The sequence below is a fragment of the Microcoleus sp. FACHB-SPT15 genome (assembly GCF_014849525.1).
GTDB lineage: Bacteria > Cyanobacteriota > Cyanobacteriia > Cyanobacteriales > Coleofasciculaceae > Symplocastrum > Symplocastrum torsivum.
The window spans coordinates 1-16,977 of sequence record NZ_JACJNU010000022.1; the positions used below are offsets into that span (position 1 = coordinate 1).

Consider the following 16,977-nt stretch of genomic DNA (forward strand, 5'->3'; position numbering starts at 1 on the left):
GTTGCTCGGCTTTCACGAGTTAATTCATGCCATGAATCAATTTCAACCTTTTTTTCCTGATGGATAGTTTGGCTTTCTTGTTACTTCGTATTTCGGAGAGTGACAGAAGAGGGATATAAGTCCTAAGAAACACATTTTAGTGAGATCGCAGCTCATTCGTAGCTTGGATTGACGAAGGAAACGCATAACCAAGCGTCAAATTTCCAAATTCTTGAGAATTCCCGAATCACCAATCAGCAGTTTTGTTGAGAAACTGTGCCATTCTCTCGACAGCAGCTTCCAAAATTTCTGGTTCTTGCACCAGAGCAAAGCGGACATACCCTTCCCCAGCTTTACCAAAACCCGCTCCCGGCAAAGCTGCAACACCAGTCTTTTCTACTAGCTGAATACAAAATTTCATTGAGTTTTGCTGCCAAGGTTCTGGTAACTTTGCCCAAATATACATCGTTGCGGCTGGGGTAGGAACCTGCCAACCAATTCGGTGTAGTGCCTTGATGAACGTATCCCGCCGCTTACGGAAAATATCCACAGAGGCATTAACACCGTCTTGAGGTCCCTGCAAAGCTGCGATCGCACCTTTTAAAATTCCCTGGTACTGGTTAAAGTCAATTGCGGCTTTCACCTGCCGCAATGCCAGAATTAGTTGGGCGTTCCCGATCGCATAACCAATCCGAAATCCACCAAGATTGTAGGATTTGGAAAACGTAAAAAACTCGATTGAGACTTCTTTATCCGGGTCAGCTTGCAAAACTGAGGGGGCAAGTGATTGGGTTTGCTGACTTTCTATGCCATCTTCCGGAAACACCAAGTCAGCATAGGGGAAATCGTGAACGAGAACTAGGTCATGTTCACGGCAAAAGGCAACAGCTTTCTGGAAAAAAGACAAAGGTGCGATCGCTGTCGTGGGGTTGTGAGGATAACTCAACACCATCATCCGCGCTTGGGCAAGCACTGGCGATGGGATGTCCTCCAATACTGGTAAGAACCCATTTTCTTCCAAAAGAGGCATGGGGTAGATCTGACCACCAGCAAGGTAGACACCGCCAGCATGAGAAGGGTAGCCAGGGTCTTGCAATAGCGCAAAATCTCCTGGGTTGAGTACTGCTAGCGGTAAATGCGCGGTACCTTCTTGAGAACCAATTAGAGTTAGCACCTCAGTTTCTGGATCAACTGAGATACCAAATTTTTTTGTGTACCAGTCTGCTGCTGCCTGACGAAAGGCTTGAGTCCCATGAAACAGCAAATAGCCATGAGTACTTTTGTCAGACAAAGATTCTCTGATCGCGGCTAAGACATGCTCAAACGCAGGAAGATCAGAAGACCCTAGTGAAAGGTCGATCAGGTCTTGTCCAGATGCCTTAGCTTTTGCCTTTGCCTGATCCATATCGGCAAAGACATTGGCTTGCAGAGGTTGTAAACGCTTAGCAAACTGCATGGGATTGGTGGAGCTATAGGACTAGTTGAGTTGCACACAGGCGAACTGAGTTGCCTTAAGTGATCTCATTAGTGTGAAACTGTTTCTGGGAAGTTCCAGAAATTATGATGAAACTGAATTAGGAGTGATTACTGGTTAATACAACCAAGGTTCGATTAACTACGAAGAAGCTTCTCCCTACATTGATAAATTCTTAACCATTAGGTTTAGAAAAAAAGTAGGTTTCTTACCGCAAAATTCTAAGCTCAAGCCTCATGAACTCAGGTAAGTTTCCACCAGACTTTCTAATTTCTGCTTGCCAATTGCTCCTTCATGCATCCCCGCAACCTCACCATTTTTAAACAAGATGAGTGCTGGAACGCCTTCAACTTGGTACTTCTTCACGGTTGCAGGATTTGGATCGATTTCCATCTTAGCGACTTTTAAGCGATCGCTATAAGTGTCAGCTACCGAGTTCACGGATGGTGATACCAGGCGACAAGGTCCACACCAAGATGCCCAGAAGTACACGAGTACAGGCTGTTCGGCTTTTAAAACTTCGGTTTCAAACTCAGTATCCGTAATTGAAATAACGCTACTCACGACACCCTCCGTCAACACAACTGCTGCTGATTGGCTCACGCTCTATCTTTATCCAATTGCTTTGGATTTGACAGGAAAGCGAGCAAGTTCTCTTTTCACTTCACATTTATATAGAGTAGATCAGTCTCAGCGTTTGTGATGTCAAGTCCGACAGCAGCAATGAACCAAGAAAGGCTCCAGGGCAGAAGGCAGAAGGCTTTTATGGATTTATCCCGGTGCCGATGGTACGAAGGCTAGCTAACCTCTAACGGTGCGAATTTCTTTCCAAAGCGCTTGATACTCCTCATCTACAGCTTTGCGTAAGGGCTGAAGAAACTCACTTTTGTCGAGAACTGAGTTGTCTGGTAGTAGCACCGGATTCTCTCGAACATCTTGGGGTATGTTAGCCGGATTGAGAGTCGTGACAATCGGGGAGGCGGCGTTGCTGAATAGAGAGATTTCATTGGCTGGTTTAGGTTGCCAGCAAAAATCAATCCACTGCTGGATTAGAGACTGCTGCTCTTGTGTGCCTGTAGTATTAGAGTCAACTGCTGCTGAGGCAGGTTGCACCCATAAATCTGTCCAGAGAGCAGTTCCTGAAAGCGGAACTACGGCATCGATCTGACGATCATTTGATCGCACAGGGATTACATCCGTAGACCAACCCACTGCTACCCAAGTATCTTCCAACGCTAGAGGTTGTAGGTAGTAGTCAGAGCTATAAAACTTGACTTGTTGATGCAACGCCAACAGTTCTTCTTTAAGGTCTTGCACCTGGCTGAGATTGGTGGTGTTGTAAGAACGCCCCAGTTTTTTCAATGTTAGACCAATCACTTCTCGCGGCTGATCCACCATAGAAATGCGATCGCGTAACTCTGGACGCCATAAATCACTCCAATCCTTGGGTGTCCAACCCAACTCTCGAAATTTATCACGACGATAGGCAATCACCGTCGTACCCCAACGGTAGGGTGCGCCCCAAACTTCCCCAGTATTAGAGAGTTGACCTTGCCGATCGCGTTTTACAATCTCCTGCCAAGCTTGCGGCAACTGCTGCCATCCCCTCAACCCTTCCACCTGTAGGGGTTGAATTAATCCTTGCTGAATCGCTGATTCTAGCCAATAATCCCCCAATGTCACTAAATCCGGGACTGAGGTTTTTTTGGAACCCACAAAAGGAATAGACCACTGTGAATTGTCGTCTTTTTTTTCTGCTTGCTGCTTCCAGGCTTTCAGGCGCGTGAATAAATCTTGCAACTGTTCTTCTGGGTCAAACTTGACGGCGGCTGATTGATCTAATGCCTTACGAAACTCAGCCACCAATTGAGCGGGAATAGAATCTTGCAAAAGCCTTACCCTTAAGGACGCTTGCTGCCGACTGTTACACCCAGCTACTAGCTGACCCAAAGCCAAAGCACTAGTACCGTACAAAAAAGATCGTCGTTTCATCATTGCGAGTAGGAAGTAGGGAGGATAGTTATTTGTTGTTGGTTGTTGGTTGAAAATACAAACAACGAATAACTAATAACAAACAACATAAAACCTTTACATTGCTTGACGCCGCTCAACACCAAAACCCACTAGGTCAATCTCCGTTGGGGCACCACCTGATTCTGGACGCTGATAGGTGATAATCGTCCGGAGTCGTAAATCGGGTGCTACGAGGCGCATTTGGTCAACGGCAACTGAGCGCCGATAGTACGTCGTCATTTCTAACGTTTGGCGCGTCGGTAGATAAGTAAAGCGACTCTTCACTGCACCCGCTTCTGAGTATCCCTCATCCCGCAGATAATAGCCCTGAATCACTTCCTCTGTTGCTGGAATCTGTGCCGCCCCAGGCAAAGGGGGAGTCTCTACTGACATTTCCGGCGAGAGGACATAGGTATCGGGGACAAACAGCGCCTTGAGGTTCATCGAGACTTGTTCACCCGTTTCTGAAACTGTCTCAAATGCGATCGCAAACCCTGGACAGGCTGCTTCATTTGACTTAACTTGCGCCATATCAACGTTAATACCACCCAACGAGGATAGTGACAGAATTTGCTGTTTTTGGTCACCTGTTAAGGTTTCCACACGATATTCCGTATAAGAGCGTTCAATTTCACCCTGGAGAATCGAGTGGTAAGTCCTTTCTATTTTCCAGATCCCTGTACAAGCCCTAAAAAAATCTTGAAAATTAAGCATTTTTTAAAAGTGGACAAAATTTCTAGGAGATAAAGAAGATTGAGTTCTAACTTAGTGACTCTTTATACTTTTTGTTACTTCTTAGACAAATCGTAGAGCGCTAACTAGTGTATATCCACTTGGGTGGAAATTGAATCCATTACTACTGAGTCAAAGCGGTAGTTGATGAGTCCATATTAATGACTCAGTCCTTAGACAGGAACCTTTTTAGTGAACTTTTAATCGTTCTGTATTACCTACTTTCAACGTGTTTTACACTACATTAATATGTAAAGCCTCTTTGCTTAGGATGTGAGTGATCAATTCTTAATTGATGAGAAATATAAAGAAATTTAGTGATTTGCTCAAAAATTGGTGAATAGACTAGCCAAAAGAAGAGCAAGTAAGCCTATTGGAGATAGGGTCAATTTTCCCCAATTTAGCATTTAAAACTCAGAAAATAGGTGGATCGTGATTTTATCAAATAGTTAAATGAATCAGCACGGGATGTTCTTTTCCCATTAAAGTGACTAGCATGATAAAGAGAAAAAGTTATTGGAATTGCAAATCATATGGATGCCGTTCAAAAGCAAATCGTCGTTTTAAGTCATAAGATTGATGCGCTCTACCAAATCATCGATCAACTAAGTCGGAAAGTTTCAGACTCGCTGCACGAAATCAAGCAGACGCAACCTCAGTCACCCGAAGGTTCGCTACTAGCTACTAACGCCAGAGCGCACAGCTATCAGAGTCCAAGCTTGCTTGACTCTGTAATGGAACACAAAGATGTTCTGCTTGATCGCAATAGCGAGATAACCAATGGATATCCCAGTAGCGAGAAAGCTCTCACGGCTGATGTTCAAGTCCAACGCTTAACTGCCCAACTGACAGCAGCCTATAATCGCATTGCTGCCCTAGAAGAACAACTGCTAGCCCGGAGAATCCACTCCTAAATTACCGAAACATCACGGGTTTAAAGCCTCGTCAGGCAAGGACGTACAAGTAATACGAGCAAGGATGGGCAGGGCGTTGTCCATTGGGCTAGATAATGTAAGACGGGTTATGCCTGCAATCATTGTTTGAATCCAGAATCCTCACGCCTAAAGATGGGGAGTTCGTCAATCCAGTTCTTGCAAAAGTTTTCTTTTCTAACTCTGACAGACAGCATTCAACTTTGGCAGTAACGCTCTACCAAGCTTTCGATCGCTTGCAGTAATTGAATTTGGCTCCAACGTCGGTAAAGATGGGCAGCAATCGCACATCCTCCTGCACCTACACCCTCTTTGACATATCCCTGCTCATAAGCTTGTAACTGAGGATAACAAGACGTAGCAAAACTCAACTCTGTCGCCAAAAGCGGCACAGTGCCAATTTTTCGTGCTAAACCAACGGTGTCACCCGTAGAGTCTTCTGCAACCCAGCGAGTTGTTCCCACAACGACTTGTTCTGGTTGCAATGCCAAGGAATATTGATTCATTAAGCTTTTCGTCGATGCCAACGCCTCTGCGAGGGCATAGACCGCTAACATTTGCGTCCCACCAGCAAGCAACACACCACAACGACAACTTGCTGCGATCGCCATACCTGCCGCCACAATTTGCATCGGGTCTCCAACTGCTGCTACCAGTTGGAACGGGTCAACAGAAGATGATGAGGTGATGGGGTGATGAGGTGATGGGATGATAGAGGAAAGGTCTCTCCCCATCTCCCTTTCTGCCCATTTCCTCAACCCGATCTGAACAACGTCCCACTTTTGGGCATGATTGCAGTCGGGATGAGAACTGTTAACTTTACCGACTGCATCGATACCCAAGCCAGTGAGGACACTAAGAGCCGTTGTGGTTCCACCTACAACACATTCGCTGATAATTAGATACCCATCAGCAGCAATTGCCAGTTGTTGCCCCCACTTTACTCCTTGCTCAAATAGCTGTTTCACCGTGTTGAGGGGTAGAGCATTGCCTGAAGTAACACACTTCGCAGGAACACCCCCTAAATCAATAGCAGGTACAGCAAGAGGATGGAGTAAACCAGCATTGAAAAGATAAATAGGGATATCCAAAGCCTCAACAACAGCACGGGAAATCAGCACCGGAGAAGCCCCAGCCGTTAACGGTGGTAGGGGATATTGCGGCTTAGAAGTGACACCATTCACTAAGAATTCCGCATCAGCGATCGCAGTATATTCGCGATCGCTCGGTGTCGCACCAGCCGCAGAAATACCAGGAATAAGACCCGTAGCAGTAAATCCTAGAATGCAAGCCAACACAGGTGGGTGTCCCTGATACTGCTGTAACCACCGTTGCCCTTGGGCTAGCTGAGTATAAACTCGAATCATGAAGCTAATTAGCTAAAAGGAGAAACGGCGAGGCAGGGGAGGGTTCAGGGAGCAGGGGAAGAGAAAGTTAGTTTGAATAAAACTCGGTATTAGGGATCAAAAGCCCACATCCCTCTCTTGTGTCACCCATCATAATCCAGCAACACTTGCACCCAGTTCGGCGGACGAGGAATTGGATTGCCCAAGCGATCGAGCATCAGTAAAGCAACAAGATGCACAACGAATAAATAAACAAGATTGTTAATAAAAACCATCACGATCGCAAGTGCCTGAATCAGACTCAGACTAGGTTGATCAAGTAACCCCAGCCTCAAAAATCCCCACTCTGCTAATTGAGTAATCTGAGTTGTCACATAAACCCAGAGGTCTTCACCCAAGAGAATCGAGAGCAACCAAAACCGAAAAAAGAAGCCAAACGTACCCAGCAACGTACCCGTGAAAATAGAAAAGAGCCAGTTAGCACGACGACTCCACATTGCGCCCAACTGGACACCCATCAAGCCATAAGGAATAAAAAAGAGAATGCTACGAGTTGGCCCCATCAGCACCGAAAGTAGCAATCCTGAAACCAATGCCGACATCCAAGAAGCCCGGTTTCCCCAACGGAGGTAGACCAATGCGATCGGGATCGGGAAAAATATCCGCAACACTGGCCCCAAGGGAAAATAAAAATTTATCAGCCAAATCAAGCTGGCAGTACTCGCGAGAAACGCCGTTTCTACCATTGCCAAAGGCGCTTTTGCCCGAAGCGGCACTTCTCGTTTTGGAGTCGTCGGAGAGTAACTCCTTCCAGGAGGCACTGTCCCAACTGATGACCGGGAAAACTCATCCGTTTGGGCTGTTAATGCCGGTGATGAGGTATCTCGACTCGCTTCATCAGTCGAGTCCAAATCATCAATCCAGGGGTCATCTTCTGAATTCAAAGGCTTGTTTTTCCGTTCCTCTAAAGGATCGGGGCGAGAAGCTTGGGCATCATTATAAGAATCGCTCATTCAGATTTATTAAACGCTTGACCAATCTCAATTTAACCGCTCCTCCTAGATTGAAGGTGGGTTAATTACACCTAGAGAACGGTCATTCACGGCTGGAGGTGGTGGCTCAAGCTCTACTTCCTGAATGACTAACACTGAACAAGGAGCATGGTGTACCACATAATTACTCACACTCCCTAGCAACGCTTCCGTCAAGCCTGTACGACCCCGACGCCCAACTACAATTAAATCGGCTCCCCAATCTTTCGCCTCATCACACAGCCGATGACCTGCTTCACCAATTTCGTAAGCCGAAGTCGTTAGCACTCCTTGACGGGCAGCTTCTTCACTGTAGCGATTCAGTACAGATTGCGCCTCCTCAATCTGGTTGTCCATCAAGACTTGTTGAGTTTGGTAGTTATTATTCACAAACCCCATATTCAAGCTGGTATCAAGCGCAACCGGAGGCATTGGTTCACTGACAATCTCAGGAGCAATGGAGTGCAGCAGCTTGAGTGCCGCTTTGTTTGAATGCGCTAGTTCCAGCGCCGCCGAGAATACAGAAGGGCACAACGAGGACTCATCGATCGCTACAAGAATTTTCTGAAAACTCATAAACGTTTAAAGTAGGTAGAGTAGGCAGGAACATCAACGCACAGATGCACTGGTTCCTATAATCCTAGGCTACGCGATAATCCTCTCCAAAGCCGATACATCAGGGATAACCATAATATCGTTTTCCCGTACAATTAGCCCCTTCTTTTCTAACTTGGTCAGCACTCGTGTCACTGTCTCCCGTGCTAGTCCACTCAGGCTACTCAACTCTCGATGAGGTAGGTTAGGAATCTCTGTTCCTTGTTGCTTTAGTTTCCCTTGTCCCTCTGCGAGAAACAACAACGTATCAGCAACTCGCGAGGTACTATCCGACTCTCTAAGACGCAGACGCCGATTCACTTGACGTAGACGCTTTGCCATTAGCTGAGATAGACGGACACCTGCGAGTGGTTCATTATGAATTAACTGGACAAAATCCTGAGCCGGAATACTGCCAATCGTTGTGGGAGTGAGAGTAATGACATCGGTTGAACGAGGAACCTCATCCAGTGCCGCCATTTCACCGAATAATTCTCCTTTCCCTAAAATGTTTAGGGTTACCTCTTTGCCATCAAGGTTGTAGGTGCGAATTTTTGCCCAACCTTCCAAAATAAAGTACACAGAGCCGCCCCAGTCATTTTCCAGCAAAATGACTCGGTTAGCTGGATGGCTGCGAGTGACAACATGAGATGTAGCTTGCTCCACAGTGTTCTCCGGTAACCCAGTAAAAAACGGAGCCGCGCAAATCAACTCATTGACATTTGAGTTCATTTCGTGTGAGTTGTATCGGTCTTCCATGAGATCACGAGCAAATTGTAAACGCAATGGACAAATAAATGCTCATCTGTCCACTAGATTGAGACAGGAAGCGTTTCCTCAACCCATAACCCCTAAAGAGCAATCAGAGCCGCTGAGAACTATAAGGGTTCAGGCACCCCATCAACCTTTCAAGATAAGCGAGAATGGCGGATGCAGTGGTCGTTTCCTCACCCATGACAGGACAACAGCTTTACACATCGGAGGTGCCTTGGATCGCTAATCCTGTCAGAGCTTGAGGCAATTATCGGATAATAGGCACACAGTTATTATGCGCTATCTTGATTAGCCTCCAAAAAATCTGAGTGTAGGATACTGCACCTGCCTCGTTGTGAAGCAGTAATGAGTTTATGATGATGACAATCAAGCTAACTGTATATCAATTTTTCCAAATTCCTCGATTTATTAGTCAGGAATTGGGAAAGGGCTGTATCTTTAACCTGGGAATAGGGGAAATCTATATTCATCGCGTGCCGATGAAATGTTCTGACTAGCTTGGTCGCTCCGGCACTCTATCATTAGAGACCCGGAGATCACACCATATCAACCGTACAGCTCACTTCGTATCTTTGACGTTGTCGCTTTTTGTCAGTGGAAACAGACCAACAGACAAACAACCCAAGTCTATTAGCGAAGGAATGTAACGGACTTGATATCACGCCTGCGTTGTTGTACTTGTTTTCCTCAAGGGTTTCACCGTGACTTTTCAGAAGGATATTCAATCTCTGATTGCTGATATTGACGGCATCCTCCCTAAAGCAGGCTCCCGTCTACCTTGGTCTAAGCCAGGCGACATCGCCCAAGAGCGCCGGGTTTTAGAGAGAGTTCGTAGCTACTTAGTCTCGTTGCAGCAGAATGGGGCAGTACCTGAACAGCGACCAGCTAACCCCGCGTTGCCAGAAGGAGTAAAGGAGATTGTCGAAGCCGTCACTCAAGAAATGGACTTTCTTCGGGCTGACTTGCTGCACCCCTTGCTGGAAGATATGGAAGCGTTACGGCAAGAGCGAGAGTCTTTGATGCACGAAATCCAGCAACTGCAACGAACAAGGCAGCAGCTAGATTCTCCAACCTCGCGTCATCCTGCCCAACCACCAATGACGGCAGATTTTTCTCAAGAATTGATTAGCCGTTGTACTGAAAGCTTGACTTCTCAGATGACTCAGTTGTTCGCGAATCTGGAAGCTCGGTTGGCAAGTCCTGGTTCGGCGATCGCAATGAGTACACCTCAAGGCAAACTGGGGGGCGTACTCCAGTCGCAAGATCGTGTAGAGCAACTGCGACAGATACAAGACCAGTCCGATCAAATGTTGCTCACTCTAGACGCTAATCAACAGAAGATCTTTGAGACACTACAGTGCAATCTTCAGGGCTACCAGAAATCTATGGCTCAGGGATTGGAAAAGATGCATGGATTGAGTGTGCAAGGAGAGCTACTGTTTACCGCATTGGTGAATCGTTTAGCCGAGCAGTTGGGGCGAGAAACCACCACAACCAGTGACACACAACCAGAGACAGTGCTGCAGAGCAATGCTACTGGCCTTAGGGATAGCTCACTAACGCAGTTGCCACCACTCCCCCTGCACCCCCCAGAGACACTTTCCATCGCCCCAGAAAGTGCTACTGATTCATTTAGCAGCCCAGACGCACTGCCAAACCTATCCTCGATATCACCAACATCAGCACCAACGCTTGACCGATCAATTCAGCCGACACCTGAAGAGACTCTCCTAGAAAACCTGAATGATAATTGGGAAATCATCGAAGAACTAGAACTTAACTATCCCACTAACGAGCCAGATGAAGATGATGGTCTAGCAACCTTTATCCAACTAGATATCGAGCCTCCAACCGTACCCGCCTCAGTGGAGTCAGATCTAACAGATGAGAATCTGCCAATATCACCCTCAGCAGAAGAGACAGGAGTTGGTGAAGCTAGCGAACTAACATCTAGTTTCGATAGCCATGGCAGAGAAATTGATGATTTGTATGAAACTCTATTTGGTACAGACTCCTCAGCTAGCCGCTTAAGACCGACAGAAGCAGAGGTTCCCGTAGATACCGACTCCGTTAGTCCTGTCTCCTCTCAGGTTGAAAATGTCCTGTTTGAAGGGCTTACTGACCCAGCCGTTGAACCGACCGAGTCGCAGCCACTGAATTGGTCAAGACCTGATTCGTCAGACTCGTGGGAAGTTTTATTTTTTGAAGACACAGCGACTCAGCCCCCAAGTGAGTCAGAGTTGGCAGAAAACCAATATTCATCAGAACCTGCTAGCTCGTCAACTAACACAAACGGACGGCAAGGTGTTGAAACCATTGCTGCCTTGACTGATTTATTTGACGAGATGGGTTTGATTCACCGGCAACCGACTGTAGAGCCTCACTCAATACCTGAGCAACCCTCGGAACCACCTACTGCTGATAGTGAACCCCCAACAGTCGATGTCGTGGAGGATAACTATATTCCAGCCTTACCCGAAGAGGATTTGCTGGCAATGGATGCCTTAGAAACCGAACTTGACCCAGAAATTTGGTTGAATCAAAACGCACTTCAGCAGCTTCAGCAAGACTTGTCCCGTTTTGAAGGGTCTGAAGGTCAAGATCTTCAAAGCCAAGACGATGAGCGATCGCTTTTTGATTATTCACAAGCGCCACTAATTGCGCCAGAAATCCCTAACTCCCACCAGACAAACTATCGCTTCCTGGCATCGCAGGAGTTATTGGCGGAAGATTGGGAAGACTTTGTGTACCATGACTTATCCGATGAGGATGCTACCTCCCAAAATTTGGCAGACTCTGCTCAAAATGACAGTGGAGAAGAAATTGCAACAAGCACTAGCGATAATGGGATTACACAGCCTTCTCCGTCGGCAGCGCCTGACTCTATTGAATCTGATTTTGACCCAGATTTATTCCCTTCTGAAGCACTAGAGCTAGACCATGAGAATACTCTAAGCGCCAGCTCTGAAGCTCCTGAGGAGATAGGTGTACCTAGAGAGCTAAACGCACTTGAGGATGAAACCTTTGTCGAGATGCTCTGGGATGAGCCAGTAGACAGCACAACCGAGGAAATGATTAGCTCACCCGACTTGGAGTTTGAAACCAACGTTTTCCCGCAAACTCCCCAGGATTTACAAAGGGAGAACCCAGTCAATGACACTCTGAGTGATACTGAAGCAGAACGCGATCGCTCACAATCGAACCCATGGGATTCAGAGTTAATTGCTCCTGATCATGAAGCGTTGGATGAACCAGTAGTGGAAGGGAGTCCAGCCAAGGTACCACCTCAATCCAGTCCAGAGTATCCACCAGCAAATCCTACAGACTTAGGGCTAAATATCCTTAACAATCAAATCTTGAGTGCAGATATGTGGAATGATGCACCCAACAACACTCAAGAGATAGTCTTGCCTCCAGAACCCGTTGAAACTCAAGTCGATCCCTTGCGAGAAGCCTCCTTAGACGCTGGACAACAGGAAGCGGTAGCACAGCCTTCTGGCTCGGAAGACCCTGTAGTGTCTGAAGACATTGTGATGCCAGAAGAGCTTGTTGTGGCGGATAACGAAGCCTTAGCGGAAGTTGAGCTATCAGACAGGCTGGCGCAGGAGGCACAGACATCAAGTGAAACGGAGTTCGATACAACCTTACCTCAACCCAAAACAACAAACCCAGAGCAACCTGACAACCAAAAGGGAGCGGGAAGTGGGGAGTAGGAAGTAGGAGGAGCAGGGGAGCCGGATTATTCTTGCTTCCCCCTTGGCAAGCTACCGTGTACACACGAGCCGGCAGACCTCTCCCCAAACCCCTCTCCGAGGTGGAGAGGGGCTTTGAGATGGCGCCCCTTCCCTGCGAGGGAAGGGGCTAGGGGTTATATAACCTGTGATGGGACTGTTGACTTCAAGCTCTCTCAACAAGTTGACGAACTGCACTAACAATCAAATCGGGTTGCTCTAAGGGAATAAGGTGTCCACTAGTTTCGGCAATGATATATTGGCTATTAGACGAAAGTTTAGTTAAATCTAACTGAAGTTCCTGCCACCTCTGGAATCTTTCATCACTCATTTCTGGAGCTTTTGCACCTTGAACTAACACGAGCAAGGGCAAGTTATTCAATGATGTAACAGCTTGTAATTGCTCAAAGCTTTTTTCTAGGTTGGCATATTCGCTAGATACAGTTGCCCAATAGTGAGGACGATAACAGTAAGATTTGTAAGTATCAAACAAAGCTTGGACGGCTAGCGGATATTTTTGAATTTTTTGTTTAATCTCTTCAAGAATTGGCAACAAGTTGAGTTCCCCGATTAATCGCAACACACCAACTCGACTGGCAACCCTCATAACTTGATAAAGCCATAACTCTCTTTTTATACGTTTCCAGGTTTCGGATGTCATGTAGCTTTCTAGGGAGGAATCCACCAACACCAATCCCACCACATCTTCTGGATATTGACTTGCATATAGCCGCATATTGGCACCACCCAAGGAGTGTCCCACCAAAATGTAAGGAGGCTTAATCCCAGCCTTAGTCAGAAGTGTATGCAATTCATCAACGCTTTGCTGGCTCGTGCGCGGTGTTCTGAGATTGGGATCGCTCCAGCCCAAACCCGCTCGATCGTAAGTACACACACGGGTAAATTCAGCAATTTTTTGCGGAACCAAGCCCCATGTGATTGATGGGGCACCAGCACCAGCATCCATGACAACTGTTGGTGTACCCTGACCGATACAGTTGAGATGTAGACGAAATCCCCCAAGATCAACAAGCTGACCTAGCAGAGGGTATTTATGTCGAACAACAGCTTCACTAACTGTTTGGTAGAAAATTCCCGAAAGTAACCCGACGGAAATAATGCCTAGCCCAAGCCAAATTAACTTTTCCGTAATTGTCATAGTGAAATGTGCCAAGCTTACACGGCTGCACTCAAGTTTAGCTTTCCTACCAGTTGCGGTAACTCTCTCACTACCGTTTGATCAAACAAACCGCAGTGGGTAAGACCGAATAGGCAAGGGGGGACTGAGGGGGTAATTTTTTGACTTTTGCAAGAGACGACCATGAGCCTTTGCTCACGAACCTTGCGATGAAAATAGGTATAGGAACGATTTAGCGTTGTTTCAGCCTCCATTTTCTAGATAGGTCTATTGATAGGGCACAGATAACATCGTGACCCTGTCATCGAGGCTATGCACCTGAGAACTACCCAAAAGTCCCCTCATCGGGTAAATACTTATATATCTGCACACTCAACTTGATTGGAGGTCGCTATCAGAAACGCTGTCTGGTACCTAGGAATTGACTTCGGTAGTACAGGAATTTCAGCTACCCTATTGAACCGCTCGACTGCTGAGCAATACCCCATCTATTGGTCGAACGAACTACCAATGGTGAACCCTCAATCCGCTACTTATCGTTCTGGTGAGGGTGTCTTTCGTTTACCAGCAATGACCTACTCCGGTTCAGCGTGTCGAGATATTTCGCCAGAACAGCTTTACTATGTTCAGATGCCAGCGGCACCGATTGTTGTTGGTTCTTTGGCATCTACCTTAGCGGATAAGCAGCCTGGAATTTTCTTAGAGAATTTTAAACCTTACCTAAATCTTGGCATTCCCTACTATTGCCCTAGGCACTACGGATGGGAGCCAACAGTACAATTGCCAAATCAGCAGCAAGTTTCCCTATACTGGGTGCGACGCACTTTACAAGCCTTGTTCGCAACGCTTCTGCCCAAGGGTGATTCAGTGGATGCTGCAATGAAGGCAGGTGCAGTTGGTCTAGAGTCCGAAACGTTGAGAGATGTCTTGCCGCAGTTAGAGGGAGTTGTTCTAGGCACTCCAGCGGCTTGGTCCGATACTTATCGCTTAAATTTACGGGAAGCTGTCCTGGAATCAGGCTTAGTGAGGCACGCTGAGCAAATTTTCTTCCTAGAAGATGCGATCGCACCTATCCTTGCTAGTTTACACACTCAGTCAAAGGACTCTTCAAAACATCAGTCTCCAAAGGGCGGTACTCTAGTCATCAATGCTGGGGCAACTACAACGGAAATTGCGCTAGTTGATTTACCAGATAACCCGAAGGACTTAACTTACAGCGACTTTACTTTATGTAGTCTGCCGTATGCAGGTCATTTTATCGATCAAGATATTGTTTGCCAGTTGTTGTATCCTCAGCTATCTGAGCCGCAACGCCAGCAGTTATTACAGGAACGTGATTTTGAACTGCCGCTACCGGGTCAACCTGACTTGGAAAAACGCGATCGCTTAAGTGTCCTTCTACAAAATTCTCCTTTAGGGCAAGCGCTTCTGAAAGCGGCTGGATACCTGAAGGTAATTTTGCAACACAAAGAGGAATTTACCTTAAATGTCGGCAGTAGCCAGTGGAGCGTCAAGCGGCTAGATTTAGAAAACCGTGTGGTTCTGCCGTTCACTCAACAGCTTGGGTCAGAACTCAATAAGCTGCTGCTTAAAACAGGCATCTCTGAATATGGCGTTTATCAAGCCTTCTGTGTTGGAGGTACTGGTGTTTTGGCTGCACTGCAAACCTGGGTACGCCAACGGCTTCCACTCGCCACGTTGATTCAGGATAGCGATTCCTCAACAGGAAACTGGGTTGCGGCTGGACTTGCCAGTTTGCCGCTCTATCCTCAAGTCTTAAACCGACTTCAGCAACAGTACAGCGACTATTTCCTCCTTTCAGAACTGCTACGTGCTTTCTCTGAACCTGCACTAGATTCAGGCGAGTATCTCTATAGCCTTGAGGAAATCATGCAGCAATTGGAGCGTCAAGGTCTAAATACAGGTGCTTGTTATGAGCGTCTTATCCGCTTGGTGGAAGGTCAACTCCCTCCTGGTCTGGTGCCTTCAATTGAAAACGCTAGCTGGCTAGCTCCAGCCTCAAAGCAAGATCTACTCTACTCCGCTGATCCAACGAATACAGGAATTTTTGAGCGAGACGATGAGCAGCTCTATTATCCAAATGTTCGGCAGCAACAGCGGCTTCGCCAGTATCTCGATATAGTACTATCTGGAATTCATCAAAAGTTTGAGGAACCGCTGATCGTTAAGTTGGGTGTGGCAGATAGCTCAATTTAGAAAAGCTAACCTATATCACAAAAGCAGCAATATTGTTGTAAAAACCCAAAAAACTTATAAATTCTTTAAAAAAGAGTCTGCTTTTGTAAAGAGTTAGTAAAATAGACTGATTGTGCTAGCCTTCACGTAACGAACGCTCAATACTATTGGCAGAAAAAGATTAGTCGTAATGCTCAGAAGCTGTAACCAATTCTTTTCATTCCGTGTCTCCAACATCAGGGTCTCCTACTCCTCAATCAGTTGATTTACTGATTCTAAATCGTACTTCTCAGGTACCCGTAGGCGATCAACAAATGCATTATTCTGCTAATTGTAGGCGTAAGCGCTTATTGGACATTATTGGAGCATTAATTGGGTTAGTTGTTACTGCAATCATTGCGGTTCCAATTGCGATCGCGATCAAGCTCGATGATCCAGGCCCCGTTCTCTATAGCCAAATCCGCTGTGGTGTGAAGGGCAAGACCTTTCGAGTGTGGAAATTTCGCTCAATGATTGTGAATGCAGAGCAGTTGCAGCATCTAGTTAACAATCAGGCGCAAGGTAATATTTTTAAAAACAAAAATGATCCACGTGTTACTCGTGTAGGTCGTTTTCTGCGTCGCACAAGCTTAGATGAACTGCCTCAGTTCTGGAATGTCCTCAAAGGTGACATGAGCTTGGTCGGTACTCGTCCGCCAACAGTAGAAGAGGTGATGAACTACAAGACGCATCACTGGGAGCGATTGAATACGAAACCAGGAATGACAGGTGAGTGGCAAGCCAATGGACGCTCTAGTATCACAGACTTTGAAGACATCGTGCAGATGGATCTTGCCTATCAGCAAAAATGGTCGGTTATTTACGACCTCAAGTTAATCCTAAAAACGTTAATGGTAGTTGCGAAAAAAGATGGCGCTTTTTGAGGAGTCTAGAGTGTTGTCTGGGAAAGCCGATTTTCAGAAAACTCTAGTTGTTCGATTAAGTTGTCACTCGCAACGGATGACGGACAACAATGCAGCATTGGCGAGTTATAAGCT

At 46.4% G+C, this 16,977-nt stretch carries 13 protein-coding genes; 4 read left to right on the top strand and 9 right to left on the bottom strand.

Annotation, left to right across the window (positions count from 1 at the left end; all coding sequences use genetic code 11):
* Positions 1 to 226 precede the first annotated feature (226 nt).
* From H6F98_RS07160 to H6F98_RS07175, 4 genes are all read right to left on the bottom strand, one after another.
* On the bottom strand, positions 227 to 1,435 hold the full coding sequence (locus H6F98_RS07160) for an LL-diaminopimelate aminotransferase (protein WP_192217984.1): 1,209 nt from the start codon (positions 1,433 to 1,435) through the stop codon (positions 227 to 229).
* Positions 1,436 to 1,687: 252 nt separating this feature from the next.
* On the bottom strand, positions 1,688 to 2,017 hold the full coding sequence (gene trxA, locus H6F98_RS07165; protein WP_192218039.1) for a thioredoxin: 330 nt from the start codon (positions 2,015 to 2,017) through the stop codon (positions 1,688 to 1,690).
* Between the two features lie 237 nt (positions 2,018 to 2,254).
* The gene (locus H6F98_RS07170; RefSeq protein ID WP_313929809.1) at positions 2,255 to 3,448 is read right to left on the bottom strand and encodes an extracellular solute-binding protein; all 1,194 of its coding nucleotides are present in this window, start codon (positions 3,446 to 3,448) and stop codon (positions 2,255 to 2,257) included.
* Positions 3,449 to 3,541: 93 nt separating this feature from the next.
* Entirely contained in the window at positions 3,542 to 4,180 is a 639-nt protein-coding gene (locus H6F98_RS07175) for a phycobiliprotein lyase (RefSeq protein WP_192217985.1), read from the bottom strand.
* 551 nt (positions 4,181 to 4,731) lie between these two features.
* On the opposite strand from H6F98_RS07175, the gene H6F98_RS07180 reads away from it, so the two are divergent.
* Positions 4,732 to 5,112: a hypothetical protein gene (locus H6F98_RS07180; protein WP_192217986.1), complete on the top strand. Its 381-nt coding sequence runs from the start codon at positions 4,732 to 4,734 to the stop codon at positions 5,110 to 5,112.
* A gap of 215 nt (positions 5,113 to 5,327) precedes the next feature.
* Here the strand turns inward: H6F98_RS07180 and cobT are convergent, their stop codons facing one another.
* From cobT to H6F98_RS07200, 4 genes are all read right to left on the bottom strand, one after another.
* On the bottom strand, positions 5,328 to 6,497 hold the full coding sequence (gene cobT, locus H6F98_RS07185; protein WP_192217987.1) for a nicotinate mononucleotide-dependent phosphoribosyltransferase CobT: 1,170 nt from the start codon (positions 6,495 to 6,497) through the stop codon (positions 5,328 to 5,330).
* Positions 6,498 to 6,619: 122 nt separating this feature from the next.
* Positions 6,620 to 7,489 (bottom strand): DUF2232 domain-containing protein, encoded by an 870-nt coding sequence (locus H6F98_RS07190; RefSeq protein ID WP_242058429.1) that lies wholly within the window; start codon positions 7,487 to 7,489, stop codon positions 6,620 to 6,622.
* A gap of 45 nt (positions 7,490 to 7,534) precedes the next feature.
* Positions 7,535 to 8,083, bottom strand: coding sequence for a universal stress protein (locus H6F98_RS07195; protein WP_192217988.1), 549 nt, complete (start codon positions 8,081 to 8,083; stop codon positions 7,535 to 7,537).
* 69 nt (positions 8,084 to 8,152) lie between these two features.
* Positions 8,153 to 8,860, bottom strand: a complete 708-nt coding sequence (locus tag H6F98_RS07200; protein ID WP_192217989.1) for a Crp/Fnr family transcriptional regulator — start codon at positions 8,858 to 8,860, stop codon at positions 8,153 to 8,155.
* A gap of 716 nt (positions 8,861 to 9,576) precedes the next feature.
* Here H6F98_RS07200 and H6F98_RS07205 point away from each other — a divergent pair.
* Positions 9,577 to 12,588: a hypothetical protein gene (locus H6F98_RS07205; protein WP_192217990.1), complete on the top strand. Its 3,012-nt coding sequence runs from the start codon at positions 9,577 to 9,579 to the stop codon at positions 12,586 to 12,588.
* 184 nt (positions 12,589 to 12,772) lie between these two features.
* On the opposite strand, the gene H6F98_RS07210 is transcribed toward H6F98_RS07205, so the two are convergent.
* Positions 12,773 to 13,765, bottom strand: coding sequence for an alpha/beta fold hydrolase (locus H6F98_RS07210; RefSeq protein ID WP_192217991.1), 993 nt, complete (start codon positions 13,763 to 13,765; stop codon positions 12,773 to 12,775).
* A 360-nt stretch (positions 13,766 to 14,125) separates the two neighbouring features.
* On the opposite strand from H6F98_RS07210, the gene H6F98_RS07215 reads away from it, so the two are divergent.
* On the top strand, positions 14,126 to 15,961 hold the full coding sequence (locus H6F98_RS07215) for a hypothetical protein (RefSeq protein WP_192217992.1): 1,836 nt from the start codon (positions 14,126 to 14,128) through the stop codon (positions 15,959 to 15,961).
* Between the two features lie 293 nt (positions 15,962 to 16,254).
* Complete coding sequence (locus H6F98_RS07220) at positions 16,255 to 16,863, top strand: sugar transferase (protein WP_192218042.1); 609 nt, start codon at positions 16,255 to 16,257, stop codon at positions 16,861 to 16,863.
* Positions 16,864 to 16,977 lie beyond the last annotated feature (114 nt).

Excerpts from the sequence above, each read along its gene's own strand:
- H6F98_RS07160 (WP_192217984.1), bottom strand. The coding sequence starts at position 1,435 with ATGCAGTTTGCTAAGCGTTTACAACCTCTGCAAGCCAATGTCTTTGCC.
- H6F98_RS07170 (WP_313929809.1), bottom strand. The coding sequence starts at position 3,448 with ATGATGAAACGACGATCTTTTTTGTACGGTACTAGTGCTTTGGCTTTG.
- H6F98_RS07175 (WP_192217985.1), bottom strand. The coding sequence starts at position 4,180 with ATGCTTAATTTTCAAGATTTTTTTAGGGCTTGTACAGGGATCTGGAAA.
- H6F98_RS07180 (WP_192217986.1), top strand. The coding sequence starts at position 4,732 with ATGGATGCCGTTCAAAAGCAAATCGTCGTTTTAAGTCATAAGATTGAT.
- cobT (WP_192217987.1), bottom strand. The coding sequence starts at position 6,497 with ATGATTCGAGTTTATACTCAGCTAGCCCAAGGGCAACGGTGGTTACAG.
- H6F98_RS07190 (WP_242058429.1), bottom strand. The coding sequence starts at position 7,489 with ATGAGCGATTCTTATAATGATGCCCAAGCTTCTCGCCCCGATCCTTTA.
- H6F98_RS07195 (WP_192217988.1), bottom strand. The coding sequence starts at position 8,083 with ATGAGTTTTCAGAAAATTCTTGTAGCGATCGATGAGTCCTCGTTGTGC.
- H6F98_RS07200 (WP_192217989.1), bottom strand. The coding sequence starts at position 8,860 with ATGGAAGACCGATACAACTCACACGAAATGAACTCAAATGTCAATGAG.
- H6F98_RS07210 (WP_192217991.1), bottom strand. The coding sequence starts at position 13,765 with ATGACAATTACGGAAAAGTTAATTTGGCTTGGGCTAGGCATTATTTCC.
- H6F98_RS07220 (WP_192218042.1), top strand. The coding sequence starts at position 16,255 with ATGCATTATTCTGCTAATTGTAGGCGTAAGCGCTTATTGGACATTATT.